Below are 22,668 nucleotides of genomic sequence, written 5' to 3' on the forward strand. Positions count from 1 at the left end.
CGCCTTTCTCGTGCCCGCTGGGCTCAGGAGATGTTGAACAGATGCATCGCCCGCGTCGCATCCGTGATGCTGCCCGACAGCGACGGGTAGGCCGCGAAGACACGGGAGACCTGATCGACCGTCAGACGTCGCTCGACGGCGACGGCGATCGGGTAGATGAGCTCGGATGCCTTGGGCGCGACGATCACACCGCCGATGACCGTCCCGGAGCCCTTGCGCGCGACGATCTTCACGAAGCCGTCCTTGATGCCCATCATCTTCGCTCGCGGGTTGGCCGAGAGGGGCAGCTTGTAGACGATGCCGTCGGCGACGCCCGCCTCGACATCCGCCTCGCCCCAGCCGACCGTCGCGATCTCGGGTGCGGTGAAGATGTTCGAGGTGATCTTGCGCTGCTCCAGCGGGATCACGATGTCGCCGAGCGCGTGGAACACGGCGGTGCGTCCCTGCATCGAGGCGACGGATGCGAGCGGGAAGAAGTTCGTGCAGTCGCCGACCGCGTAGATGTTCGGCACCGACGTGCGAGCGACCTTGTTGACGCGCACGTGGCCGGACTCGGTGAGCTCGACGCCCGCCTCCTCGAGGCCGATTCCGCGGGTGTTCGGGATCGATCCGACCGCCATGAGGCAGTGGCTGCCCTCGACGGTCCGTCCGTCGGAGAGCGTCACGACGACGCCCTCGCCCTGGCGCTCGACCTTGTCGGCGCGGGACTTCGCGAGCACCTGCATCCCGCCGCGCTTGAAGACCTTCTCGAGCACGTGCGCAGCGTCCTCGTCCTCGCCGGGGAGAACCTGGTCCCGACTGGAGATCAGCGTGACCTTCGCGCCGAGGTTCATGTATGCGGAGGCGAACTCGGCACCGGTGACACCCGATCCGACGACGATGAGGTGCTCGGGAAGCGCCTTCATGTCGTAGAGCTGGGTCCAGGTGAGGATGCGCTCGCCATCGGGCTTGGCGGAGTCGAGCTCACGCGGCGACGCACCCACCGACACGACGAGCGTGTCGGCCTCGATCCGATCGAAATCGGTTCCTCCAGGGCCGGTCGAGACGACGACCGCGTTGGGGCCCTCGACGCGACCGTGACCGGAGATGAGGCGCACTCCCGCTTCGATCAGCGTGGCGCGCATGTCATCCGACTGCTGACGGGCGAGGGCCAGCAGACGCTTGTTGACGGCGGCGAGGTTGATGGCGACCTGAGGCTTGAGCGGCTTGCCGTCGCCGCCCTTTGCATAGAACTGCACGCCGAGATCGGATGCCTCGGAGATCGCGACCGCCGCATCTGCCGTCGCGATCAGGCTCTTCGACGGAACGACATCGGTCAGCACCGCGGAGCCGCCGACCCCCACACGTTCGACGAGCGTGACCTCTGCACCGAGCTGGGCTGCGGCGAGCGCCGCCTCATATCCACCGGGACCGCCGCCGAGCACGGCAACACGCTGAGTACGCTCGAAAGGAGAAGACGCCATGGGTCCATTGTCCCACCCCGCACTCGGACACGCCGACCGCGCGCGGGCACGAGGCAGCGGAGACGCTCATGCGCGCGCGACCTGCCGGAAATGCGCTCGGGCGTCTTAGGGTGTATCTCATGACTGAATGGCACAACCCTCTCGATGACCCCGCCGCACTCCCCCAGGAGATCGCCGCGCAGGCAGCAGCGGACATCGCGCGCCTGACCGGCGTCGAGAGCCACGACATCGCCGTCACGCTCGGAAGCGGCTGGGGCAAGGCCGCCGATCTCCTCGGCGAGACGGTCGCGACGATCCCCGCGACGGAGGTCGCCGGATTCACCGCGGCCGCGGTCGTCGGACACTCGGGCACGCTGCGCTCGATCCTCACCCCCTCCGGGAAGCGCGTCCTCGTGATCGGCGCACGCACGCACTACTACGAGCAGCACGGTGTCCGCCGCGTCGTGCACAGTGTGCGCACGGCCGCCGCGACCGGCGCCCGCACGATGGTGCTGACCAACGGCGCCGGCGGCATCAAGGAGACGTGGAAGCCGGGCACTCCCGTACTCATCAGCGACCACATCAACCTCACGGCCGACTCGCCGCTCGAGGGTGCCAACTTCGTGGACCTCACCGACCTGTACTCGTCCCGACTGCGCGACATCGCGCGCAGCATCGATCCTTCTCTCGATGAGGGCGTGTACTGCCAGTTCCGCGGCCCGCACTACGAGACGCCCGCCGAGGTGCAGATGGCGAAGATCATCGGCGGACACATCGTGGGCATGTCCACGGCGCTCGAGGCCATCGCCGCGCGCGAGGCGGGCATGGAAGTGCTCGGGATGTCGCTCATCACGAATCTGGCCGCAGGCATCCAGACCACGCCCCTCAGCCACGAAGAGGTGATCGCCGCGGGCCGCGAGGCCGAGCCCGTCATCTCGTCGCTGCTCGCGCAGATCATCGAGGCGCTGTGAGCGCCGCCGGTCACGAACGCATCGCGCAGGCACGGGCCTGGATGCGCCAGGACCCCGACCCGGAGACGCGCGACGAACTCGCGGGCATCATCACGCGCGCGGCGAGTGGTGATGCGACAGCACTCGCTGACCTCGACGACCGCTTCGGTGCACGACTGGAGTTCGGCACCGCGGGTCTGCGTGGCGCGCTCGCGGCGGGCAGCAACCGTATGAACCGTGTGCTCGTCGCCCAGGCCGCCGCCGGTTTCGCAGCGTTCCTCGTGGAGCGCGCCGGTGCCGGGCGCCGCCCGACGGTCGTGATCGGCTACGACGGCCGCAAGAACTCCCGCACCTTCGCCACGGACTCGGCGGAGCTCTTCGCCGGCGCCGGGCTGCGCACGATCCTCCTGCCGCGACTGCTGCCCACACCGGTGCTCGCCTTCGCTGTGCGTCACCTCGGTGCGGATGCCGGAGTCATGGTCACTGCGAGTCACAACCCGCCGAACGACAACGGCTACAAGGTCTATCTCGGCGGAGCCGACGAGGGCGCGCAGATCGTCTCGCCCTCGGATGCCGAGATCGCGGCGCACATCGAACGCGTGGCCGCGCTCGGTGACATCACCGCGCTCCCGCGCTCCGCAGAGTTCGAGACGGCGGACGAGTCCGTCGTCGACGCGTACATCCGCGCGACGGCGGCTGTTGCGCCTGCCCCCGAGGCTGCGGCGGGCCTGCGCTGGGTCTACACCGCCATGCACGGTGTCGGCTGGGAGACGTTCTCGCGTGTCGTCGCGCACGCCGGCTACCCGGCACCGCGCACGGTGGACGCCCAGCTCCTGCCCGACCCGTCCTTCCGCACCGTCGCGTTCCCCAACCCGGAGGAGCCCGGAGCGATGGAGCTCTCCTTCGCCCGCGCGCGTGCCGTCGGCGCGCAGCTCATCATCGCCAATGACCCGGATGCGGATCGCCTGGCCGTCGCGATTCCCGACCAGATGGCCACCGGCGGCTGGCGTCGCCTGACCGGAAACGAGATCGGACTGCTGCTCGGCTGGCGCGCCGCCCGCGCCGCGCAGGGCACACCCGGAGCATCCCTCGCCTGCTCGCTCGTCTCCTCCCCCGGGCTCGGCGCGATCGCCGAGGCCTACGGGCTCGACTTCCATGAGACGCTCACCGGCTTCAAATGGATCTCCCGCGCCCCCGGCATCGTCTACGGCTACGAAGAGGCGCTCGGCTACCTCGTGAACCCGGAGACCGTGCGCGACAAGGACGGCATCTCGTCGGCCGTGGCGCTGCTCGGAATGGCGGCGGATGCCCGCTCCCGCGGAGTGACGATCGCCGATCTGCTCGACGAGCTGACTGCCGAGATCGGTGCGTTCGCGAGCGGTCAGGTCTCGATCCGGGTCGAGGATGTCTCCCTCATCGGTCGCATCATGGCGGCGCTGCGCCAGTCTCCTCCGGCCGCAGTCGGGGACACGCCGATCGATTCGGCGGAGGACCTGCTCCAGGCGGCTCCGGGAAGCCCGAGGGGTGATGTCCTGCGTTACCGACTTTCGGACGGCTCCCGCGTGATCGTTCGCCCCAGCGGCACCGAGCCCAAGCTCAAGGTCTACATCGATGCACGCGCGGTCACGACGGCGGATGCTCAGCGTCAGGTCGCCGCGCTCGAGACGGGCGTGCGCGCCCTGCTCGACGCGCTTTCCTGAGCACCGGTGACCCTCGCCCTCGTCGGCGTCGCGGCACTGATCGCGGCGCTGATCCAGCGCATCACCGGGCTCGCCTTCGTGCTCGTCCTGATCGGCCCGATCGTCCTCGCGTACGGGCCGATCGAGGGCGTCACGCTCGCCGTCTTCCTCGCCGTGATCGCCTCGATCATCGCCGTGCCCTCCGCATGGCGCGACGTCGACTGGCGGCGCACGCTGTGGTTGCTCGGCGCCGGCGTGCTCGCGGCTCCCTTCGGCGCGCTCGTGACCCGGTTGCTCCCGGAGCCTGCCCTGCTCTTCCTCATCGGAGCGATGGCGGTCCTGGCGCTGACTGCGAGCCGCCTCTCGTCCGTGTCACAGGTCTTGCGGGGCCGCAACGGCGCTGCCGTCTCCGGCGCGGTCGCGGGCTTCATGCACGCCGCGAGCGGGCTCTCCGGTCCCGCGCTCGCCGCCTTCGCGATCGGCGATCGCTGGGACCAGCGCCGATTCGCCGCGAGCGCGCAGGTGATCTTCCTCGGCTTCGGAATCGCCTCGGTCCTCCTCCGCGGAATGCCCGTGTCGCCTCCCCTCGATGTGGCGGTGCTGGCTGCTGCCACCGCGCTCGGGATCATCGGCGGCGCGTTCCTGGTGCGCGTCGTTCCCCCGCACATCGCCCGCCATGCCATGCTGTTCTTCGCCTGGGCGGGAGCGATCGTCGTCCTCGTACGGGCGAGCATCGCGCTCTTCGGTTAATTACCGCTAACATCAGAGACACTTCCCGCGGGAAGCATCCCGGCACCCGAACCGGGAGCACGACGACGTGCAGGAGACGTATGAGCACCTACGCCATCATCGGCGCCGGCCCCTCGGGCCTGGCAGCCGCCCGCGCGCTGCAGAAGGCCGGCGTCGCCTTCGACGGATTCGAGGCCTCGCACGACGTCGGCGGCCTCTGGGACATCACGAATCCGCGCAGCACGATGTATGAATCGGCGCACCTCATCTCCTCACGCACGACGACCGAGTTCGCTGAGTTCCCGATGCGCAGCCGCGTCGACTACCCCGGACACCGGGTCCTGCAGGGCTACTTCGGCGACTACGCCGACCACTTCCGACTGCGCGAGCGATTCCGCTTCGACACGCGCGTCACGCACCTCGAGCCCCGCGACGGGGGCTGGGATCTCACGGCAGAGGACGCCTCCGGCTCGAGCACGCAGTGGTACGACGGCGTCATCCTCGCCAACGGCACGCTCGCGGAGCCGAATGTGCCGACCTTCCGCGGCGCCTTCGACGGAGAGATCCTGCATACGAGCGCCTACAAGGACGCATCCCTGCTCACCGGAAAGCGTGTGCTGCTGATCGGCGCCGGCAACTCCGGATGCGACATCGCCGTGGACGCCGTGCACCATGCGGCATCGATCGACATGAGTGTGCGGCGCGGCTACTACTTCGTCCCCCGCTACCTGTTCGGTCGTCCGAGCGACACACTCAACCAGGGCAAGCCCCTGCCCGCGAAGATCAAGCAGTTCATCGACACGCGCATTCTGCGCGCCTTCACGGGCGACCCCGTGCGCTTCGGGTTCCCGAAGCCGGACTACAAGATCTACGAGTCACATCCGATCGTCAACACGCTGATCCTGAACCATCTCGGTCAGGGCGACCTGCGCATCCGTCCCGACATCGACCGGTTCGAGGGACACACGGTGCATTTCCGCGACGGATCCAGCGATGAGTACGACCTCGTCCTCCTCGCCACCGGCTACACGCTCGACTACCCCTTCGTCGCGAAAGAGCATCTCGCCTGGCGCGGAGCCTCGCCACGACTGTTCCTGAACATGTTCCCGGCGTCGTTCAACGGGCTGTTCGTCGTCGGGATGATCGAAGCATCCGGCATCGGCTGGCAGGGCAGATACGAGCAGGCCGAGCTCCTCGCCGCCTATCTCCGCGCAGTCGCCACCGCTCCGGATGCCGCCTCGCGGTTCCGCGCCCGCGTCGCGAATGAGGCCTGGCCGGATGTGACCGGCGGCTACAACTACCTGGGCCTTGACCGCATGTCGTACTACGTGAACAAAGACGCCTACCGTGGCGCGATGCGCGCCGAGAAGAAGAAGCTGGAGGACGCATGAACGTCGATGACGTGGTGCTGAACTTCACTCCCGGCACCCTGATGATCCTCAACGTCGTGCTCGGGCTGATCATGCTCGGCATCGCCCTGGACACGGCGCCGCGCGACTTCCGGGTCGTCGCGAAGCATCCGAAGCCCTTCGCGATCGCGATCGGCGCCCAGCTGGTCCTGCTGCCGGCGGTGACGTTCCTGCTCACCCTTGTGCTGCCGGTGACGCCGTCGATGGCCCTCGGGATGATCCTGGTGGCGTGCTGTCCTCCCGGCAACATCTCGCAGGTGCTGACGCATCGCTCGGGGGGCAACGTGGCCCTGTCGGTGTCGATGACCGCCGTCGGCAATCTGCTGTACATCGTGGCGATGCCTCTCAGCATCGCGTTCTGGGGATCGCTGCATCCGACGGCGCGCCTCCTGCTGCACGAGGTCGCCCTCAACCCCTGGACGATGCTGCTCGAGATCTTCCTGATCATCGGCCTGCCGTTCGCCGTCGGGCTGTTGCTGCGCGCGAAGTTCCCGCGCTTCGCCGCGCGCGTGCAGCCGTTCGTGAAGTGGTTCAGCCTCATCGCCCTGGTCGGATTCATCGTGGGCGCGCTCGTGGGCAACTGGGCGGTGTTCCTCAGCGTGATCGGCGTCGTGCTCGCGGTCGTCGCTCTGCACGACGCCGTCGCCCTCGCTCTGGGATATGGGACGGCCGTGCTCGGCGGACTCGGCACCCGCGAGCGCAAGGCGATCACCTTCGAGGTCGGCATCCGCAACGCAGGTCTCGGCCTCGGTCTCGTCTTCGCCTTCTTCGGCGGTCTGGGTGGCATGGCCGTCGTCGCCGGATGGTGGGGAATCTGGGACATCGTCGCCGGTCTCATCCTCGCGGGGCTCTGGGCCCGGCACACGAAGCGCCGCACCGGCAGCGTCACGGGCGACGCGACCCCGCACGCGCACAGGACCACAGGCACGACCGCGTCCGAGGCGCGCCCGTGACGCGGATCCTCATCACCGGCGGAGGCGGGTTCCTCGGTTCGCATGTGGCCCGGCAGCTGGCTGCGCGCGACGACGTGGACCTCGTGGTCTCGGGTGACGTCCGCATCGGCGCGGACGCGCGTCCCGGAGTCATCGACGTCGTCGCAGACGTCACAGACGCGACGGCGCTCGCTCCGCTCCTGCGCCGCTACGACATCGACACCGTCGTGCATCTCGCCGCGATCGTGAATCCCGGAAGAGACGTCGATCTCGAATACCGGGTGGACGTCGAGGGTTCAGCGCACGTTCTCGCCGCCTGCGCGGAAGCGGGCGTGCGTCGCATCGTCGTTTCGAGCTCAGGTGCGGCCTACGGGTATCACGCCGACAACCCCACCTGGATCACGGAGGACGCGCCGATCCGCGGCAATGACGAGTTCCCGTACTCACGTCACAAGCGGCTCGTCGAGGAGATGCTGGCCGGCTACCGTGTCTCGCATCCGGAGCTCTCACAGGTGATCTTCCGCATCGGCACGATTCTCGGTCCCTCCGTGCAGAACCAGATCACGGCGCTCTGGGACGGGCCACGCATCCTTCGCATCGCGGGTTCCGACTCCCCCTTTGTCTTCGTCTGGGTGGACGATGTGGCGGCGGCGATGGTGCACGCGGCGACGGACGGTCCCGCGGGGATCTTCAACGTCGCGGGCGACGGCGCCCTGAGCGTGACCGAGATCGCTGCGCGCCTCCGCAAACCGCTCCTCACGGTTCCGGCGGGCGCGCTGTCGCTCGCGCTGCGGGTCGGTCGGATGCTGCGCCTGACCGTGCACGGCCCGGAGAAGGTGCGCTTCCTGCGCTATCGTCCGGTGCTGGACAACACGCGCCTGAAGCGCGACTTCGGCTTCACTCCTGCACGGACGTCGAGCGAGGCGTTCGACGAGTATCTCGCCACGCACCCGGGCGTCGCCCGCCGATAGCGTGCGCGGGCGGATGCCGGGCACGCGCTCCCCTCGCGCGCTCCCGGCATCCGCCCGGTCGCTCTACCCCTTCACCGAGCCCGACATGAGCCCGCCGACGAAGTACTTCCCCAGCAGGATGTACACGAGTAGCGGCGGCAGTGATGCGAGCAGAGCACCGGCCATCGAGATGCCGTAGTCCTGCAGCAGCGCGCCGTTGGCGAGGTTGTTCAGCGCCAGCGTCACGGGGCCGTTCTGACTGGAGGAGAAGAACACGGCGAACAGGAAGTCGTTCCACGCGTTCGTGAACTGCCAGATCAGCACGACGACGAAGCTCGGGATCGAGATCGGCAGCACGACCGACCAGTAGGTGCGCAGCATCCCGGCGCCATCCACACGCCCGGCTTCGATGAGCTCCTTCGGCACCGTCTGGTAGTAGTTGCGGAAGATGAGCGTCGTGATCGGGATGCCGTAGATGACGTGCAGCAGGATGAGTGCCGGCACACCGCTGGGCACCCCCGCCCCCAGCATGAGCTGCAGGAGGGGGATCATCACAGCCTGGTACGGGATGAACATGCCGAACAAGATCAGGGTGAACACGAGGTTCGCACCTCGGAACGTCCAGAGCGACAGCACGTAGCCGTTCATCGAGCCGAGCATCGCCGAGATGAGCGCTGCCGGGATCACGATGAGGAACGAGCGCCCGATCGAGGGAGCGAGCGCGTTCCATGCCCCGACCCAGTTGTCGAGCGTCCAGATCTCCGGCAGGTTCCAGGCCCGAACCGGGGAGGCGTCGCCCGCCCCCTTGAAACTCGTCACAAGCAGCACGTAGACCGGCGTCAGCACGATCAGGACGAACAGGATCATGACCGCGTACTTGATCGTGCGCGAGAGCGTGAACCGCTCACGGGGCTTCCGGACCTTCTTGTCCCGGACGATGAGCGCTTCTGTCGCCGTCGCGGCGGGTGCGGTGGTCATCGCTTCTCCTGACGGTTGGTGGCGATCAGATAGGGGACGATGATGACCGCGACGATCACCAACAGGATGGTGCCGACGGCTGCGGCGTTCGCGTAGTCGAAGCTCGACTTGAAGACGTACATGTCGACCGCGGGAACCTTGGTCTGGTAGTTCGCCGGCTTCGAGATCGACATGATGAGGTCGAACGACTTCAGCGACATGTGCCCGATGATGATGAGCGCCGAAAGCGCGACCGGCGACAGCTGCGGGAAGAGCACGTAGCGGTACAGCTTCCATTCGCTCGCGCCATCCATGCGGGCGGCTTCGCGCAGCTCATCCGGGATGCCCCGGAAGCCCGCGAGGAACAGCGCCATCACGTAACCGGCGAGCTGCCAGATCGCAGGAAGGGCGATCGCGATGATCCCGAAAGTGACGTCGTTCCACCACGGGTTCTGCAGAAAGTCGAGGCCGAGGTTCTGGAACAGACGGTTGAGTCCGCTCGCGTTCTCGCCCTGATTGGAGTTCAGCAGCCAGCGCCAGACGACACCGGATGCCACGAACGAGACGGCCATCGGGAAGAGATAGATCGCGCGGAAGAACCCCTCCCCCTTGCTGGGCTTGTCCATGAGCCAGGCCCAGCAGAAGCCGATGACCATCGTGCCGACGAGGAACACGACGGTGAACAGCAGAAGGTTCATGAGCGAGTGCTGGAAGGCACTGCTCTGCAGGAGCTCGACGTAGTTGTCGAACCACACGAGCACGGTGGGCTTGCGGCCTGTCGCCTGTGCTGCCGTGTGGTTGTCGGTGATCGAGGTCTGGAAGTTCGCGTACAGCAGGCCGTACACGAACACGGCCAGCAGGATCAGTGAGGGGGCGAGCAGCAGCAGCGGCGGCCCCGCCTTCTTCAGGCGTTTCAGCATGGTGTTCCTTCCGGAGAGCTGCCGCCCGGCGAGGCGCCGGGCGGCAGCGGGTGCATCAGCCGACGGCGGCTGCGAGCTCGGACTGGAAGGTCGCGAGGTCGGATGCTCCGGTGGTGAACTTGCTCGTGGCGTCGGAGACCTTGTTCAAGGTCGCCACGGGCGCTGCCGCACCGTGCGCCAGCGACGAGACGATCGTGTCTGCGGCGAACGACTCGATCGCGGTCTTCTGGTACGGGCTGAAGTCGCTCGTGTCGGCGTCGGTGCGGGCCGGGATGGATCCCTTGGCCTTGTTGAACGCGGCCTGGCCTTCGGCCGATCCGACGGTCTCCAGCCATGCCTTCGCACCGTCCGGGTGCGGGGCGCCCACAGGAAGCGTGAACGAGTCGGCGAGGAAGTCGAACACACCGTCCGTCCCGGGAACCGGGAAGTAGATGTAGTCCGCCGGAGAGGAGAGACCAGCCTCAGCGAACGCGGCTTCCGCCCAGTCGCCCATCACGTTGAACGCCGCCGTGCCGTCGATGACCTGCTGGGTGGCGTCGGGCCAGTCCAGACCGTCACGGTCGGTGTTGGTGTAGCTCATGAGCTTCTCGAAGTCCTTGAGCGCGTCGGTGACTTCGGCGCCCTTCCAGTCGGTCGATCCGTCCCAGAGGCCCGTGTAGCCGTCGGCGCCGAGGCTCGACAGAAGCACGGTCTCGAGCAGGTGCACCTGGGTCCAGGTCGTCGCGACCGAGAGCGGAGTCTTGCCGGCGGCCTTGACGGCGTCGAGCGCGGTGAACCACGAGTCGAGGTCGGCGTACTCGGCGGCCGGGTCGAGGCCTGCCTCGGTCAGCACCGCCGGGTTCGCCCAGACGACGTTCGCGCGGTGGATGTTGGAGGGGATCGAGTAGATCGCGCCGTCCACGGTGAGCCGATCGACGAGGTCCTTCGGGAAGGCGTCGCGCAGACCGAACTCGTCATAGAGGCTGGAGACGTCTTCGACCTGACCTGCGTCGATGTAGTCCTGCAGCTCCGCGCCCGCGTGCGCCTGGAAGGTGTCGGGCGGGTCGCCCGCCTGCAGACGGGACTGCAGCAGGTCCTTGGCCGCAGATCCCGCACCGCCGGCGACGGCGCCGTTGATGAACTCCACATCGGGGTGCTGCTCGTTGAAGACGCCGACGAGGGCGTCGAGTCCTGCCTTCTCACTGCCCGCGGCCCACCAGGTGAAGACCTCGACCTCGGATGCGGCGCCGTCTCCTCCGGAGTCTCCCCCCGTGTCACCGGATCCACCGCTCGTGCAGCCTGCCAGGCCGAGGGCGAGAGCCGCCGCTCCGGCCGTGGCCATGATCACTTTCTGCCTACGCATTTTCATCGCCTTCTCTGCCGATTCGATCGCACATCAGTGTGCGGAGAGCGTCGGGCGCTCTCGCTGTCGCCATTCAACGACTCCCCACGCCTTGATGTCAAGAAGTAAATTCAAGACAGCGCAGAAAGTGACACTTGCGTTATCTTCTGAACTCAGCGGGATTGCCGGTATCGTGCAGAGTGTGCGCCAGACACAAGCGATGCCGGGGTCGCAGACGTCGTTGCGTGAGGCCAACAGGGCCCGCATCGTTCGTGCTGTGCAGCAGCATGGCGCCCTGACGCAGGTCGAGCTCGCCGGCATCACCGGCCTCTCCCCCGCCAGCGTCTCGAACATCGTCACCGAGCTCTCCGACGCCGGCGTTCTCGACACGAGTCCCTCCATCCGGTCCGGTCGTCGCGCACGCCTGGTCACCCTCGCACGCGCGTCCGGACTCGTCGTCGGGATCGATGTCGGCGCCCGCACGATGCGCGTCGCCCTCGCCGATGTCTCGCTGCAGATCCTGGCGACCGAGACACTCCCGCTCGCCCCGGATCACCGCGCCGACATGAGCCTGCAGCGGGCCGGGATGCTGGTCGCGGAGATGATCGAGGCCGTGGACGCCTCCCCGGATGAGCTGCTCGCGATCGGCGTGGGTGTCCCCGCTCCCGTCGACGTCCGCACCGGCACCGTGATCTCGACCGCTCTCCTGCGCGGCTGGGACGGCGCGGTCGTCGAACAGCTTCTCGGAGGCGTGCTCGGCGTCCCGGTCGCCGTGGACAACGATGCCAACCTCGGTGCACTCGCCGAGGCGCGCTATGGCAGCGGTGTCGGCCGGGAATCGGTCTTCTACGTACACGCTTCACACACGATCGGCGCCGGCATCGTCCTGAACGGACACCTCCTGCACGGTCGTCAGGGTGGCGCCGGCGAACTCGGCCACACGATCGTCGACCCCGACGGCGCCGTCTGCCGCTGCGGCAGTCGTGGCTGTCTCGAGACGATCGCCGGATCCGCGGCGATCCTCGCGATGCTGCGCACAAGTCACGGCCCGCTCACCCTCGACGACGTGATCACGCGCGCCCGCGACGGGGACCTCGGATGCCGCCGCGCGCTCGCTGACACCGGTCGCGCGCTCGGAGCCGCCGTCGCCAACGCGTGCACACTGCTCGACCCGGACGCTGTCATCATCGGCGGCACGCTCGCGGACGCGGGCGCGGTGTTCCTGGATGCGGTCCGCAGTACCGTCGACGCACTGGTGCTGCCCTCCGCGGGTGGTCCGCCCGACGTGGTCGCCTCGGAGTTCGGCGAGGAGTCCGAGCTGCGCGGCGCGCTCACCGCGGCGCTCGATCTCGCCCGGGAGCGGGGATCGCTGGGGGTGCTCACGTGATCCGTCGTACCGCGATCGCCGCGCTGCTCGCCGCCGCGCTCGTTCTCTCGGCGTGCGCATCCACCCCGGACGCCACAGGCGACGAACCCCGCGGAGGCACGATCGCGCTGCTCCTTCCCGACACCGACACCGCACGGTACGAGAGCACGGACCGTCCGATGTTCGAGCGCGTCGCCGCGCAGCGCTGCCCGGAGTGCCGCCTGTTGTACGCGAATGCCGGATCGGATGCTGCACGCCAGCAGGAGCAGGCCGAGACCATGCTCGCCCGCGGTGCGAAAGTGCTCGTTCTCGACGCCGTCGACACGGTCGCTGCGGCCAGCATCGTCGCCGCGGCCACCCGCAACGACGCCCTGGTGATCGCGTACGACCGCTTCATCGATGCGCCGGGGGTCACCGCATACGTGTCGTTCGATTCCACGCTGATCGGCCGCCAGCAGGCCACCGCCGTCCGCGAGGCGATCGAGGGCACGGGGACCGCGGATCCTGGAGTTCTCCTCCTCAACGGCTCCGCGACCGACCCGAACGCCGCGGCGCTGCGCACCGGCGCGCTGCAGGCACTGAAGGGCAGCGGCATCGAGGTGCTCGCCGAGCTGGACACGCCGGGCTGGAGCTCCGCACGGGCGCAGGAGTGGACGACGGCGCAGATCGCCCGCTTCCCCGGACGCATCGACGGCGTCATCGCGGCGAATGATGCACTCGCAGGCGGTGCCATCGCGGCACTCAACGCCGCAGGCATCCATCCGCTTCCTCCCGTGTCCGGGCAGGACGCCGAACTGTCAGCGGTGCAGCGGATCGTGGCCGGCGAGCAGCTCATGACGGTCGCGAAAGCCGCAGATGATCAGGCTCGGACGGCCGCAGAAGTGGCCGTCCGACTGGTCCGCGGCGAGCATCCGCTGGCCCCCACCCGCATTCGCGGTGTGGCCAGCTTCGTCCTGGCCCCCACCGTCGCGTTCCGTGACGACCTCGCCCGCGTGGTCGTACAGGGGCGCATGCACGATGTGCACGACATCTGCACGGCGTCGTATGCCGCTGCATGTATCGATCTCGGCCTCATCGAGGAGGACTCCGAATGACCGCCCCCATTGCTCTGCACGGTGTCAGCGTCAGCTTCGGCGCGCTGCACGCCCTCGTGCACGTCGATCTGGAGGTGCGTGCCGGTGAGGTCCTCGCACTGATGGGAGACAACGGCGCAGGAAAATCCACGCTGATCGGTGTGATGTCGGGGGCGATCGCGCCGGCCGCCGGTCGCGTCCTGATCGACGGAAGCGCTGTCGCGCTGCGATCCCCCGCCGAGGCACGACGGTTCGGCATCGCCGCGTGTCCGCAATCGCTCGCGCTCTGCGGCAACCTCGACGTGGTCGAGAACCTGTATCTCGGCCATGAGGTGACCCGCGGCGGATTCCTCGACGAAGTCGAGATGGAGCACGAGGCGCGCATTCGACTGGAGAGCCTCGGTGCGCGGATCCCCGATGTCCGCGTCCCCGTCGACGCGCTCTCCGGAGGGCAGCAGCGCAGCGTGGCCATCGCCCGCACCCTGCTCAGCGATCCGCGAGTGATTCTGCTCGACGAGCCGACGACGGGCCTGGGCGTGCGCCAGACCGCCCAGATCCTCACCCTCATCGGGCGACTTCGCGCCCAGGGCCACGCGGTCGTCATCGCCAGCCACGCGATCACCGACGTTCTCGCCGTCGCCGACCGGATCGCCGTGCTGCGGCTGGGGCACCTCGTCGATGTCTTCGACTCCGCACAAACGAGCAGCGAAGAGCTGCTCGGAGCGATCACCGGTGCCACAGCCCCTGCCGACTCCCGCCTCGGAAGGAACCTCCGATGACGCTCAGCGCGCTGTGGCAGCAGTTCCGCGACGGGGAACGCCCGATCGCTCCCGTGCTCGTCGCCCTCGCCGTCGTCTGGCTCGCGCTGGGCGCTGCCGCCCCGACGTTCTGGAGTCCCGAGAACCTCGTCAACCTCGCTCTGCAGTCGGTGTCGACCGGCATCATCGCCCTCGGCATCGTGGTCGTGCTGCTCGTCGGGCAGATCGATCTCTCGGTGGGATCCGTCAGCGGGCTCGCCGCTGCAACGGTGGCGGTGGGCGTCATGCAGTGGGAGTGGCCGCTCACCCTCGCCGTTCTCGTCGCCCTCGCCGCCGGCGCACTGACGGGGCTCATCTACGGCGTTCTCGTCGCCTACGTCGGACTGCCCGGATTCGTCCTGACACTCTCGGGGCTGCTGGTGATCGCCGGGATCCAGTGGCAGCTGCTGGGCCGCGCCGGATCCGTGAACCTGCCGCTGGACTCATGGCTTGTGCGCTTCAGTCAGACGGCATTCGTTCCCGCCTGGCTCGTGTGGACGGCGATCGGTCTCGTCGTCGTCGCCACGGCCACCGCCCGCCTCATCGCTCGCCGCCGCCGCATCGCCCGCGACCTTCCCGTCGCCCCGCTCGGCATGGACGTGCTCCGTGTGGTGCTGCTCGCCGCCGTCTTCGCCGTGCCGGCCCTCTACCTGCAGCAGGACCGCGGCATCGGCTGGAGCGTCGCCCTCTTCATCGCTCTCGTCGCCGCCGTCGGGCTCCTGCTGCGCCGCACACGCTGGGGACGCAGCATCCGCGCCGTCGGCGGCGACACCCAAGCCGCACGCCTCGCGGGCGTGCCGATCCGTCCCGTCGTGCTCAGCGCCTTCGTCGTGTGCTCGACCCTGGCCGCGCTCGGCGGTGTGCTCGCCGCCGGGCGACTCGCCGCCGCGAATCAGGACACGGGCGGCGGCGAGCTCTTCCTCATGGCGATCGCCGCCGCGGTCGTCGGCGGCACGAGCCTGTACGGCGGGCGAGGCAGTGCGTGGTCAGCGCTCGCGGGCGTCCTGGTGATCCAGTCCATCGCGAACGGCTTGACCCTGCTCGATCTGGACGCCTCCGCCCGCAACATCGCCACGGGTGTGGTCCTCGTCGTCGCTATCAGCGTCGACACATTGCTCAGGCGTCGAAGCCCTCAGCGATGATCTCGACGAGCTCCTCGCGCTCCTCCACCGGCAGGAACGCACCGGCGGCCGCGTTGAACTGGAACGCCTCGAGGTCGTCCAGGTCGTAGCCGAAGGCGTCGACGAGGAGCGAGAGCTCGCTCGTGAGCGATGTCGCGCTCATCGTGCGGTTGTCGACGTTCACCGTGACCGAGAATCCGAGCTGGTAGAGCAGATCGAAGGGATGATCGACCATCTCGGTGCCCCACGCGGCGATCGCGCCGGTCTGCAGGTTTGACGACGGCGAGAGCTCGAGCGGGATCTCCCGATCGCGCACCCAGCGCGCCAGGTCGCCGAACTGCACCTGCACCTCGTCACCCTCGCGGTTCACGAGTTCGAGGTCCTCGGCGATGCGCACACCGTGGCCGAGACGCAGCGCACGCCCGTCGATCAGAGCGGAGCGGATGGAGGCCACGCCGTCTGCCTCACCGGCGTGCACGGTCACCGGGAACATCTTCTCGGCGAGGAAGTCGAAGGCCGCACGGTGGTTCGATGCGGGGAAGCCCGCCTCGGGACCGGCGATGTCGAAGCCCACTGCACCGCGACCACGGAAGTCGACAGCGAGCTTCGCGATCTCCAGCGAGCGATCGGTGTGCCGCATCGCGGTGATGAGCTGGCCGACACGGATGCTGCGCCCTGCGCGGTCCGCCGCGTCCTCTCCCTCTTCGATGCCCCGCTGCACGGCCTCGACGGTCTCTTCGAGCGTCAGGCCGCGCGCCAGGTGCTGCTCAGGCGCCCAGCGCACCTCACCGTAGATGACTCCGTCATCGGCCAGGTCTTCGACGAATTCACGGGCCACACGAGTGAGGCCCTCCTTCGTCTGCATGACCGCCGTGGTCAGGTCGAAAGTCTTCAGGTACTCGACGAGCGAACCGGAGTTGCTCTGCGTCGCGAACCATTCACCGAGCGCGGCCGGATTCGTCTCCGGGACATCCAATCCGATCTCATCCGCGAGCTCGACGATCGTCGCGGGGCGCAACGCACCGTCGAGGTGGTCGTGCAGCGAGACCTTGGGCAGGTCGCGGAGTGACTTTCCCTGTACGGCGCGGTCGCCGGTGGGATCGATCGACATGGTGTGTCCTCTCGGGTGGGGTCTCGTCGGGCACGAGCGACCGCTGAAGCGCCGGTCGCCCTTCAGCCTATGCGGTGATTCTCTCGCGGACGAGAGGTGTTGCGGCGGGAGCGGTGTCACCGATCGTCCAGGCACCCTCCAGCGCCTCGATCGCCCTCGGGAAGCGCGCTGCGTCATCCGCGGACAGGGTGAACAGCGCCTGTCCTGCACGCACCGCGTCACCGGGCTTCACATGCAGGTCGACACCCGCGGCATGCACGACCGCGTCCTCCGCGCGGGCACGGCCCGCACCCAGACGCCACGCCGCGACACCGAAGGGCAGCGCGTCCATCGCGGTCACGAAGCCGTCAGCTGTCGCCGTGATCGTGTGCGTCTCACGGGGCGTCGGCAGCGCCGCATCCGGATCCCCGTCCTGCGCACGGATCATCGCGTTCCAGACGTCCATGGCACGGCCGTTGTCGAGGGCGCCCTCGACGTCCGCGTCCGGCATGCCGCTCAGCGCGAGCATCTCGCGGGCGAGGGCCACCGTCAGCTCGCGCACATCGGAGGGACCGCCACCGGCGAGGATCTCGACCGATTCGCGCACCTCGTTCGCGTTGCCGATCGCGAGTCCCAGCGGAACCGACATGTCCGTGAGCAGTGCGGTCGTCGCAACACCGGAGTCCGTGCCGAGCGCGACCATCGTGCGAGCCAGCTCACGTGCGCGGTCGATGTCCTTCATGAACGCACCGGACCCGAACTTCACGTCGAGCACAAGCGCATCCGTGCCCTCGGCGATCTTCTTCGACATGATGCTCGACGCGATCAGCGGAATCGCCTCGACCGTGCCTGTGACGTCGCGCAGGGCGTAGAGCTTCTTGTCTGCGGGCGCAAGGCCCGAGCCCGCGGCGCAGATCACTGCGCCGACATCGCCCCGCATCTGCGCGAACATCTCCTCGTTGCTGAGTGCCGCACGCCATCCGGGAATCGCCTCGAGTTTGTCGAGCGTGCCGCCCGTGTGACCGAGACCCCGGCCGGAGAGCTGCGGCACCGCGACGCCGAAAGACGCCACGAGCGGCGCGAGGGGCAGGGTGATCTTGTCACCCACACCCCCGGTCGAGTGCTTGTCGACGGTCTTCTTGCCGAGGTCGGCGAAGCTCATCCGCTCCCCCGACGCGATCATCGCGTCCGTCAGCACCCGGATCTCGTCGCGCTCCATGCCGCGCTGGAAGATCGCCATCGCGAACGAGGCCATCTGCGCATCCGACACATATCCGCGCGTGTACGCGTCGACCATCCAGCGCAGTGCCGGCTCCGGCACAACGCCGCCATCGCGCTTGGCGTGAATGACGTCTACGGCGTCAAACGGTTCGATACTCATCGTGCGTCCTCCAGGTCGCGTGGGCCGAATGCATCCGGCAGCACCTCATCGATCGTGCGGATCCCCGACACGGTCTCCAGCAGCATCCCCGGCATGGCGTGCTCGAAGAGCAGCTGACGGCAGCGGCCGCACGGCATGATCGTCTCGCCGTCGTTGTTGACGCACACGAAGGCGACCAGCTGGCCGCCGCCCGACATGTGCAGGTCGCCGACGAGCGCGCACTCCGCGCACAGCGTCACCCCATACGAGGCGTTCTCGACGTTGCATCCGGCGACGATCCTGCCGTCGCCCACGAGCGCGGCGGCTCCCACCTTGTAGCGGGAGTACGGCGCGTACGCCCGTTTCATGGCGTCCGTCGCCACCTGGCGAAGCTCATCCCAATCGATATCGGTCACTGCGTCTCCTACGACTTGATGTACGGAATGCCGGATGCTGCAGGCGGACGAGACCGGCCCACGAGACCGGCGACCGCGAAGATCGTGACGATGTACGGCAGCATCAGCATGAACTGGCTCGGCACGGGAGAGCCGATGACCGAGAGCACACCCTGCAGGTTCGTCGCGAAGCCGAACAGCAGAGCGGCGAGTGTGGCCTTGATCGGATCCCACTTGCCGAAGATCACCGCGGCCAGGGCGATGAAGCCCGCGCCCGCCGTCATCTCGGGGTTGAAGCGCGGCACCGACACGAGCGTGTAGAACGCACCACCCATACCGGCGATCGCGCCCGCGATCAGCACGTTCATGTACCGCGTGCGTGCGACCTTGATGCCGACGGTGTCCGCCGCCTGCGGGTGCTCGCCGACCGCGCGCATGCGCAGACCCCACCGGGTGCGGTACATCCCGAACCACACCACGAAGACCACGATGTACATGAGGTACACGACGATCGTCTGGCGGAACAGGATCGGCCCGAGGATCGGGATCTCGCTCAGCAGCGGGATCGGAATCGCCTTGAACGGGGTGACGGTGTTCAGCGTCTCCTGGTTCGGTGCGAGAACCTGCCGGAAGAGGAAGGTCGTGAGGCCGATCACCAGCACGTTCAGCACGACACCGACGATGACCTGGTTCACGTAGTACGTGATCGCGAAGACCGCCAGCACGAGGGACACGAGAACGCCCGCCGCCATCGCGGCGATGAGTCCGGCCCACGGCGAGTTCGTGAGTGAGCCCACGAGCGCCGCGGTGAAGGCGCCCGCCAGAAGCTGGGCTTCGATCGCGATGTTGACGACGCCGGCACGTTCGCCGATGACACCGCCCAGAGCACCGAAGATCAGCGGCGTCGCCAGGGCGAGTGCACCACCGAGCAGACCGACGACCGGCAGTGTGCCGGAGCTGCCGGCGGCCGCCCAGGCGAGGAAGCCGAACACGAGAGCGATGATGTACACCGCGGTCAGCCACATCGGAACACGGATGCGACGCGCCGAGAGCACGAAGGCGACGGCCGTGAGCGCCGCGGCGATCGCGACGGCGATCCACGCGGTCGCCGTGCCGGGAACCACCAGGTTCGGCAGTGCGAAGAGCTCGCCGCCGCCGGAGAGACGGAAGGTCGCATCCCCGGGGCGAGGCACCAGCAGCGGAAGCAGCGCGAACAGCACCGTCATGACGGCGAGAATGATGGGCGTCTTCCACGAGACCACCGCGACCGTGCGCGGCTGAGCGTCGAGAGTCAGGGTGCTGCTCATGCCGCCACCTCCTTCTTCGCGGCGCGACGCTGTCGGCGCGAGGGCTTACCCGGCTGAGGCAGACCGAACATCGCCCGCACCAGCGGCGGTGCGGCGATGAACAGCACGATCAGCGACTGCACGACGAGCACGATCTCGATCGGAACTCCCTGCGACGCCTGCATCGTGAAGCCACCGGTCTTGAACGCACCGAACAGGAGTCCGGCGCCGAGGATGCCCAGCGGGCTGGAGCGTCCGAGAAGCGCGACCGTGATCGCGTCGAATCCGATTCCGGCGTCGATGCCTCCACTGAAGCCCTTGGGCTCCGTGCCGAGCACCTGGCTGACGCCTGCGAGACCGACGAGAGCACCGGCGATGACCATCACCAGGAAGTACATCCAGCCGACCGAGATGCCGGCGGTGCGGGCCGCCGCAGGGTTCAGTCCCACAGCGCGGAAGCGGAATCCGAGGCTGGAGCGCTCCAGAAGCCACCACGTGATCGCGACGGCGATGAGCGCGAAGATGAACCCGAGGTGCAGCTTGTACATCGGGCCGAGGATCTGCGGCATGACCGCGGTCTCTGCCATCGGCGCCGTCTTCGGGTTGCTGGATCCCGGTGCCTGCAGCACGCCCTGTGTCGCCAGCATCCACGCGAGGAGATACACGGCGATGTGGTTGAGCATGATCGTGACGATCACCTCATGCGCGCCGGTTCGGGCTTTCAGGAGGCCCGCGATACCGGCCCAGATGGCACCGGCGAGGATACCCGCGATGATCGCGGCGGCCATGTGCAGCGGGAAGGGCAGATCCCAGGATGTCGCGACGTAGCCTGCAGCGGCGGCCGCCATGAGCATCTGCCCCTGGCCGCCGATGTTGAACAGACCCGCACGGAAGGCGAGACCCACGCCGAGACCTGCCGCGATCAGCGGGGTCGCGAACTTGAGCGTCTCGGTCAGCGGGCGGATGCCTACGGCGAAGCTGTCGGCGTTGAAGTTGTAGATCGCGCCACGGAACAGCGCCGCATACGCGCCGCCCACTGCGCTGCCGATCGCGGCGAAGGTGTCACCAGGACGCTGGAAGAAGTATCCCGCTGCCTTCTGCACGGACTCATCGGTCGCGGCGATCATGATCGATCCGACCAGCACGGCGGCGACGACGGCCAGCACCGAGATGATGGCATTGCCCGAGACGACGCGGTGCATGGCCTCGCGCCAACGGGACACCTCCGGGGCGTCGGTCATCGGCGTCGGTGACGGCGGGGGCGACTGCGTGTCTGCCACGGTCATGCCTGTGCTCCTTCGTTCACGGCGCCGGCCATCATGAGGCCGAGCTGCTCGCGGGGGGTGTCTCCGGGGACGATGCCCACGATCTTGCCGCGGTACATCACGAGGATGCGGTCGGCGAGGGCGGTGACCTCATCGAGCTCCGTCGAGATCACGATCACGGGCACGCCCGCGTCGCGGGTCTCGACGATGCGCTTGTGGATGAACTCGATCGAGCCGACGTCGACACCGCGGGTCGGCTGCGCCGCGATGAAGAGCGAGAGGTCGCGGCTGAGCTCACGCGCCAGCACGACCTTCTGCTGATTGCCACCGGACAGCTTGCCGGCGGGCTGAGAGGCACCCTGCGTGCGGATGTCGAACTCCGTGATCTTCTCGCGCGCGAAAGTGTCGAGCGCGCGCAGCTGGAGCGCACCGGCCTTGACGAAGGGGGCACCGCTGGAGCGGTCGAGCATGAGGTTCTCGGCGATGGAGAACTCCTTGACGAGTCCGTCGACGCCGCGGTCTTCCGGGACGAAGCCGACGCCGGCGTCGAGCACCTCGCGCACGGAGCATCCGCGCAGCTCATCGCCGTTGAGGCGGATGCTGCCGCGCACACGCTCCTGCAGACCGACGAGCGCCTCGGTGAGCTCCGTCTGCCCGTTGCCTTGCACACCGGCGATGGCGAGGATCTCTCCCCCGCGCACCTCGAAGGAAGCGTCGTCGACGAGGACGGTGCCCGCGACATCCGTGACCGTGAGATTCTCGACCACGAGGGCATTCTCGGTCAGCACCGGGGCGTTCTTGTGAACGGTGAGCTCGACGGCGCGTCCGACCATCAGCGCGGCGAGCTCGGCGTTGGAGGCGGTCGGCGATGCTTCGCCGACGACCTTGCCGAGACGGATCACCGTGATGCGGTCGGCCACCTCGCGGACCTCACGAAGCTTGTGCGTGATGAAGACGATCGCCGTGCCCTGCTCCTTGAGCAGGCGCATCGTGGCCATGAGCTCGTCGGTCTCCTGCGGCGTGAGGACGGCCGTCGGCTCGTCGAAGACGAGGATGTTCGCCTCGCGCGAGAGTGCCTTGATGATCTCCACACGCTGCTGCACACCCACGGGAAGGTCGCCGACGAGCGCATCCGGATCGACGTCGAAGCCGAATCGGTCGGAGATCTCCTTCACGCGCCGTCGCGCAGCGGCGAGGTCGAGACGCCCGCCGAACGTGGTCTCCTCGTGGCCGAGCATGACGTTCTCTGCCACCGTGAAGACCGGGATCAGCATGAAGTGCTGATGCACCATGCCGATGCCCGCGGCCATCGCGTCACCGGGGCCTGCGAAGTGCTGCACGACGTCATTGATGAGAATCTGCCCCTCGTCGGCCTGGTACAGGCCGTAGAGCACGTTCATCAGCGTCGATTTGCCGGCGCCGTTCTCACCGAGGAGGCAGTGGATTTCGCCCGGCTCGACGGTGAGATCGATGTGATCGTTCGCCGTCAGCGGGCCAAACCTCTTCGTTATGCCACGCAGTTCAAGCTTCATGTGTTGATCCTATTCATGACATGTCGCTCCGCCCAGGGATCACCTGAGCAGACGACAACGGGGAGGCCGCGCGTGCGGCCTCCCCACTGTGGTT

The 22,668-nt window shown here is 68.1% G+C and carries 20 protein-coding genes; 10 read left to right on the top strand and 10 right to left on the bottom strand.

The window, feature by feature from the left end; all coding sequences use genetic code 11:
* Nucleotides 1-23: 23 nt before the first annotated feature.
* Entirely contained in the window at nt 24-1,463 is a 1,440-nt protein-coding gene (locus JOD62_RS02715) for an NAD(P)H-quinone dehydrogenase (protein WP_204937788.1), read from the bottom strand.
* Nucleotides 1,464-1,582: 119 nt separating this feature from the next.
* On the opposite strand from JOD62_RS02715, the gene JOD62_RS02720 reads away from it, so the two are divergent.
* From JOD62_RS02720 to JOD62_RS02745, 6 genes are all read left to right on the top strand, one after another.
* Nucleotides 1,583-2,413, top strand: coding sequence for a purine-nucleoside phosphorylase (locus JOD62_RS02720; protein ID WP_204937789.1), 831 nt, complete (start codon nt 1,583-1,585; stop codon nt 2,411-2,413).
* 41 nt (nt 2,414-2,454) lie between these two features.
* A complete protein-coding gene (locus tag JOD62_RS02725) occupies nt 2,455-4,092 on the top strand; it encodes a phospho-sugar mutase (RefSeq protein WP_204940032.1) in 1,638 nt (545 codons plus the stop codon).
* A gap of 6 nt (nt 4,093-4,098) precedes the next feature.
* The gene (locus tag JOD62_RS02730; RefSeq protein ID WP_204937790.1) at nt 4,099-4,821 is read left to right on the top strand and encodes a sulfite exporter TauE/SafE family protein; all 723 of its coding nucleotides are present in this window, start codon (nt 4,099-4,101) and stop codon (nt 4,819-4,821) included.
* A gap of 80 nt (nt 4,822-4,901) precedes the next feature.
* Nucleotides 4,902-6,191 carry a flavin-containing monooxygenase gene (locus JOD62_RS02735; RefSeq protein ID WP_204937791.1) on the top strand — a complete coding sequence of 430 codons (1,290 nt, stop codon included), beginning with the start codon at nt 4,902-4,904 and terminating at the stop codon, nt 6,189-6,191.
* On the top strand, nt 6,188-7,162 hold the full coding sequence (locus tag JOD62_RS02740) for a bile acid:sodium symporter family protein (RefSeq protein WP_204937792.1): 975 nt from the start codon (nt 6,188-6,190) through the stop codon (nt 7,160-7,162). Before JOD62_RS02735 ends, JOD62_RS02740 begins: the two co-directional genes overlap by 4 nt.
* Complete coding sequence (locus JOD62_RS02745) at nt 7,159-8,112, top strand: SDR family oxidoreductase (protein ID WP_204937793.1); 954 nt, start codon at nt 7,159-7,161, stop codon at nt 8,110-8,112. The genes JOD62_RS02740 and JOD62_RS02745 overlap by 4 nt, the downstream gene beginning before the upstream one ends.
* Nucleotides 8,113-8,175: 63 nt before the next feature.
* Here the strand turns inward: JOD62_RS02745 and JOD62_RS02750 are convergent, their stop codons facing one another.
* The 3 genes from JOD62_RS02750 to JOD62_RS02760 are packed head-to-tail and all read right to left on the bottom strand — an operon-like array spanning nt 8,176 to nt 11,310.
* On the bottom strand, nt 8,176-9,069 hold the full coding sequence (locus JOD62_RS02750; RefSeq protein ID WP_204937794.1) for a carbohydrate ABC transporter permease: 894 nt from the start codon (nt 9,067-9,069) through the stop codon (nt 8,176-8,178).
* Complete coding sequence (locus JOD62_RS02755) at nt 9,066-9,968, bottom strand: carbohydrate ABC transporter permease (protein ID WP_204937795.1); 903 nt, start codon at nt 9,966-9,968, stop codon at nt 9,066-9,068. Before JOD62_RS02755 ends, JOD62_RS02750 begins: the two co-directional genes overlap by 4 nt.
* Before the next feature lie 55 nt (nt 9,969-10,023).
* Entirely contained in the window at nt 10,024-11,310 is a 1,287-nt protein-coding gene (locus JOD62_RS02760) for an ABC transporter substrate-binding protein (protein WP_204937796.1), read from the bottom strand.
* Between the two features lie 181 nt (nt 11,311-11,491).
* On the opposite strand from JOD62_RS02760, the gene JOD62_RS02765 reads away from it, so the two are divergent.
* From JOD62_RS02765 to JOD62_RS02780, 4 genes are read left to right on the top strand one after another with little or no spacing between them, the layout of a single operon-like run.
* Nucleotides 11,492-12,676 (top strand): ROK family transcriptional regulator, encoded by a 1,185-nt coding sequence (locus JOD62_RS02765; protein WP_271171598.1) that lies wholly within the window; start codon nt 11,492-11,494, stop codon nt 12,674-12,676.
* Nucleotides 12,673-13,749 (top strand): substrate-binding domain-containing protein, encoded by a 1,077-nt coding sequence (locus tag JOD62_RS02770; protein WP_271171599.1) that lies wholly within the window; start codon nt 12,673-12,675, stop codon nt 13,747-13,749. Before JOD62_RS02765 ends, JOD62_RS02770 begins: the two co-directional genes overlap by 4 nt.
* Nucleotides 13,746-14,507 (top strand): ATP-binding cassette domain-containing protein, encoded by a 762-nt coding sequence (locus tag JOD62_RS02775; protein WP_204937797.1) that lies wholly within the window; start codon nt 13,746-13,748, stop codon nt 14,505-14,507. Before JOD62_RS02770 ends, JOD62_RS02775 begins: the two co-directional genes overlap by 4 nt.
* A complete protein-coding gene (locus JOD62_RS02780) occupies nt 14,504-15,667 on the top strand; it encodes a sugar ABC transporter permease (protein WP_204937798.1) in 1,164 nt (387 codons plus the stop codon). Before JOD62_RS02775 ends, JOD62_RS02780 begins: the two co-directional genes overlap by 4 nt.
* On the opposite strand, the gene JOD62_RS02785 is transcribed toward JOD62_RS02780, so the two are convergent.
* The 6 genes from JOD62_RS02785 to JOD62_RS02810 all read right to left on the bottom strand — a co-directional run bounded on the left by JOD62_RS02785 (nt 15,642) and on the right by JOD62_RS02810 (nt 22,574).
* Nucleotides 15,642-16,757, bottom strand: coding sequence for an adenosine deaminase (locus JOD62_RS02785; RefSeq protein WP_204937799.1), 1,116 nt, complete (start codon nt 16,755-16,757; stop codon nt 15,642-15,644). The two genes, JOD62_RS02780 and JOD62_RS02785, sit on opposite strands and share 26 nt — an antisense overlap.
* 67 nt (nt 16,758-16,824) lie before the next feature.
* The gene (locus JOD62_RS02790; protein ID WP_204937800.1) at nt 16,825-18,117 is read right to left on the bottom strand and encodes a thymidine phosphorylase; all 1,293 of its coding nucleotides are present in this window, start codon (nt 18,115-18,117) and stop codon (nt 16,825-16,827) included.
* Nucleotides 18,114-18,512 carry a cytidine deaminase gene (locus JOD62_RS02795; protein ID WP_204937801.1) on the bottom strand — a complete coding sequence of 133 codons (399 nt, stop codon included), beginning with the start codon at nt 18,510-18,512 and terminating at the stop codon, nt 18,114-18,116. The genes JOD62_RS02790 and JOD62_RS02795 overlap by 4 nt, the downstream gene beginning before the upstream one ends.
* Nucleotides 18,513-18,520: 8 nt before the next feature.
* The gene (locus JOD62_RS02800; RefSeq protein ID WP_204937802.1) at nt 18,521-19,798 is read right to left on the bottom strand and encodes an ABC transporter permease; all 1,278 of its coding nucleotides are present in this window, start codon (nt 19,796-19,798) and stop codon (nt 18,521-18,523) included.
* Nucleotides 19,795-21,063, bottom strand: coding sequence for an ABC transporter permease (locus JOD62_RS02805; protein WP_204937803.1), 1,269 nt, complete (start codon nt 21,061-21,063; stop codon nt 19,795-19,797). Before JOD62_RS02805 ends, JOD62_RS02800 begins: the two co-directional genes overlap by 4 nt.
* Complete coding sequence (locus JOD62_RS02810) at nt 21,060-22,574, bottom strand: ABC transporter ATP-binding protein (RefSeq protein ID WP_204937804.1); 1,515 nt, start codon at nt 22,572-22,574, stop codon at nt 21,060-21,062. The genes JOD62_RS02805 and JOD62_RS02810 overlap by 4 nt, the downstream gene beginning before the upstream one ends.
* Between the last annotated feature and the right edge of the window lie 94 nt (nt 22,575-22,668).

Origin of the sequence: Microbacterium keratanolyticum (genome assembly GCF_016907255.1) — a bacterium.
Taxonomy (GTDB): Bacteria; Actinomycetota; Actinomycetes; order Actinomycetales; family Microbacteriaceae; genus Microbacterium; species Microbacterium keratanolyticum.

Coding starts and splice junctions, on each gene's coding strand:
- JOD62_RS02735 (WP_204937791.1), top strand. CDS start 4,902: ATGAGCACCTACGCCATCATCGGCGCCGGCCCCTCGGGCCTGGCAGCC.
- JOD62_RS02750 (WP_204937794.1), bottom strand. CDS start 9,069: ATGACCACCGCACCCGCCGCGACGGCGACAGAAGCGCTCATCGTCCGG.
- JOD62_RS02800 (WP_204937802.1), bottom strand. CDS start 19,798: ATGAGCAGCACCCTGACTCTCGACGCTCAGCCGCGCACGGTCGCGGTG.
- JOD62_RS02785 (WP_204937799.1), bottom strand. CDS start 16,757: ATGTCGATCGATCCCACCGGCGACCGCGCCGTACAGGGAAAGTCACTC.
- JOD62_RS02810 (WP_204937804.1), bottom strand. CDS start 22,574: ATGAAGCTTGAACTGCGTGGCATAACGAAGAGGTTTGGCCCGCTGACG.
- JOD62_RS02805 (WP_204937803.1), bottom strand. CDS start 21,063: ATGACCGTGGCAGACACGCAGTCGCCCCCGCCGTCACCGACGCCGATG.
- JOD62_RS02740 (WP_204937792.1), top strand. CDS start 6,188: ATGAACGTCGATGACGTGGTGCTGAACTTCACTCCCGGCACCCTGATG.
- JOD62_RS02790 (WP_204937800.1), bottom strand. CDS start 18,117: ATGAGTATCGAACCGTTTGACGCCGTAGACGTCATTCACGCCAAGCGC.
- JOD62_RS02755 (WP_204937795.1), bottom strand. CDS start 9,968: ATGCTGAAACGCCTGAAGAAGGCGGGGCCGCCGCTGCTGCTGCTCGCC.
- JOD62_RS02725 (WP_204940032.1), top strand. CDS start 2,455: ATGCGCCAGGACCCCGACCCGGAGACGCGCGACGAACTCGCGGGCATC.
- JOD62_RS02760 (WP_204937796.1), bottom strand. CDS start 11,310: ATGCGTAGGCAGAAAGTGATCATGGCCACGGCCGGAGCGGCGGCTCTC.
- JOD62_RS02715 (WP_204937788.1), bottom strand. CDS start 1,463: ATGGCGTCTTCTCCTTTCGAGCGTACTCAGCGTGTTGCCGTGCTCGGC.
- JOD62_RS02780 (WP_204937798.1), top strand. CDS start 14,504: ATGACGCTCAGCGCGCTGTGGCAGCAGTTCCGCGACGGGGAACGCCCG.
- JOD62_RS02720 (WP_204937789.1), top strand. CDS start 1,583: ATGACTGAATGGCACAACCCTCTCGATGACCCCGCCGCACTCCCCCAG.
- JOD62_RS02775 (WP_204937797.1), top strand. CDS start 13,746: ATGACCGCCCCCATTGCTCTGCACGGTGTCAGCGTCAGCTTCGGCGCG.